This is a genomic window from Mesorhizobium sp. M7A.F.Ca.US.006.04.2.1, assembly GCF_004022915.1.
Lineage (GTDB): Bacteria > Pseudomonadota > Alphaproteobacteria > Rhizobiales > Rhizobiaceae > Mesorhizobium > Mesorhizobium ciceri.
Genome location: NZ_RZQA01000990.1, coordinates 1 through 2,080, shown reverse-complemented (window position 1 = coordinate 2,080; position 2,080 = coordinate 1). Strand labels below are relative to the sequence as shown.

Sequence of the window (2,080 nt, the reverse complement as noted above, 5' to 3'; positions counted from 1 at the left end):
ATCGGAGACAGATATGGACCGTATCGTCGTCAGCGACATCAGCAAGACCTTCCAGCTCAAGCCGGGGCAGTTCGTCACCGTCGATGGCGAGGCGACCGACCGCGTCATCGTGCTCGACGGCGTTGACCTCTCGATCCGCAAGGGCGAGTTCATCACGCTGGTCGGCCCCAGCGGCTCGGGCAAGTCGGTGCTGCTCGACATCATTGGCGGGCTGACGCAGGCGACCGGCGGCGACGTCAAGCTCGATGGCCGGCGCATCACCAGGCCCGACCCGAAGACCGGCTATGTCTTCCAGCAATATGCGCTGTTTCCCTGGCGCACGGCGCTCGCCAACATCGAATATGCGCTGGAAGTGCGCGGCGTGGCCAAGGCTGAGCGCACGGCGACGGCCCGCCATCTGTTGTCGCTGTTCGGCCTTGCCGGCTTCGAGGACCGTTTTCCCAACCAGCTGTCCGGCGGCATGCAGCAGCGTGTGGCGATCGCGCGTGCGCTGGCCAGCAACCCGGAAGTGTTGCTGATGGATGAGCCGTTCGCGGCGCTCGACCAGCAGACGCGCGAGCTTCTGCAAGGCGAGCTGCTGCGGATCTGGGGCAAGATCAACACGACTGTCATTTTCGTCACCCACTCGATCGACGAGGCGATCTTCCTCGCCGACCGGGTGGTGGTGATGACGGCGCGGCCGGGCGCGGTGAAGGAGATCATCGATATCGACCTGCCACGGCCGCGCGACGGCGACATCCGCGCCAGCGCCGAATTCAATCTATATCGCGCTCGCGTCTGGGACGTGCTGCGCGACGAGGTCAACAAGGCGCAGAAGGACTGGACTCTGTCGCCAGCCTTCAGTCACTGAGGAACTGGACCCATGGCCTATCTGACCGAGAAGTTTGGCTCCGCTGGAGCGCTCCACCTGTTTGCCGGCGCTGGCGAAACGGTAGCCGCCGCCAGGGTCCCCGCCATCAAGGCCAACGCCAAGATCCGGAGCAAGAAAGCGAGCCACGGCACATTCCTCTATGGCTTGCCGCTGCTCGGCCTGTTCTTCCTGCTGTGGGAGATCGCGCCCCGGCTCGGCTGGCTGAACCGCATCTTCTTTCCGCCGCTGAGCGAGGTGCTGGTCGCCTGGTGGGCGCTGCTCGCTTCGGGCGTGCTGATCGAGCATATCGGCATAAGCCTGCAGCGTGCCGCGATCGGCTTCGCACTCGGCGTGGTGGTGGCCATCCCGCTCGGTCTGTTGATGGGGCGCTATTCGCTGTTCGAGAAGGTTTCCGACCTTTTGGTGCAGACGCTGCGCAACACCTCGCAATTCGCGCTTCTGCCGGTGTTCATCCTGCTGCTCGGCATCGGCGAGGAATCGAAGGTCGCGATCACCTTCTACTCCTCGGTTTTCTTTCTCCTCGTCAACACGATCAGTGGCGTCAAGTCGGTCGATCCGCTGCTCATCAAGGCTGCGCGCTCGATGGGCACGTCCGACTTCGACCTTTTCCGGAAAGTCATCCTGCCGGCCAGCATTCCCTCGATCGTCGCCGGCGCTCGGCTGGCGGTGAAATCCTCGCTGTTCGCGGTCATCGGCGCCGAGATGCTGGCGGCCAAATCCGGCCTCGGTTTCCTCATCCAGAATTCGCAGCTGATGATGGAAACGGCCGACATGTACGCCGGCATCCTGACGCTGACCGTCATCGGCCTGACCGTCAATTACCTGCTCGTCTGGTTCGAGCGCTGGGCAACAGCCTGGAAGGGCCAGTCCGAGACCTCGCTCATTTAAGCGGCCCCATCATTCCAAACAGGAAGGATTTTCCCATGCCCAACATTCCATTCGACGCAATTCGCCGGCTGCTGCTGAAGGGCGCCATTGCCGTCGTCATCGGCCTTGGCGGCATGCCTGCCTTCGCACAGGACAAGCCTGACATCATCCGCATCGGCAGCACGGCGCCGGGGCACCTCAAATTCGTCCTCGCCCAGAAGGACGGCTGGTGGGACAAGGAATTCGCCAAGGACGGCATCAAGGTCGAACTGGTGACCTTCAACGGCGGCTCGGAAGCCACGACGGCATTGGCGACCGGCGCCATCGAGTTCACCTATACCT

At 63.2% G+C, this 2,080-nt stretch carries 2 protein-coding genes and 1 pseudogene; all 3 read left to right on the top strand.

Going from position 1 to position 2,080, the window contains the following annotated elements; all coding sequences use genetic code 11:
- The first annotated feature begins 13 nt into the window (after positions 1-13).
- On the top strand, positions 14-850 hold the full coding sequence (locus tag EN925_RS33275; protein ID WP_024501570.1) for an ABC transporter ATP-binding protein: 837 nt from the start codon (positions 14-16) through the stop codon (positions 848-850).
- 12 nt (positions 851-862) lie between these two features.
- Positions 863-1,759: an ABC transporter permease gene (locus tag EN925_RS33270; protein WP_127366722.1), complete on the top strand. Its 897-nt coding sequence runs from the start codon at positions 863-865 to the stop codon at positions 1,757-1,759.
- 35 nt (positions 1,760-1,794) lie between these two features.
- A pseudogene (locus EN925_RS33265) lies at positions 1,795-2,080 on the top strand (ABC transporter substrate-binding protein); the annotation flags it as partial.

Excerpts from the sequence above, each read along its gene's own strand:
- EN925_RS33275 (WP_024501570.1), top strand. The coding sequence starts at position 14 with ATGGACCGTATCGTCGTCAGCGACATCAGCAAGACCTTCCAGCTCAAG.
- EN925_RS33270 (WP_127366722.1), top strand. The coding sequence starts at position 863 with ATGGCCTATCTGACCGAGAAGTTTGGCTCCGCTGGAGCGCTCCACCTG.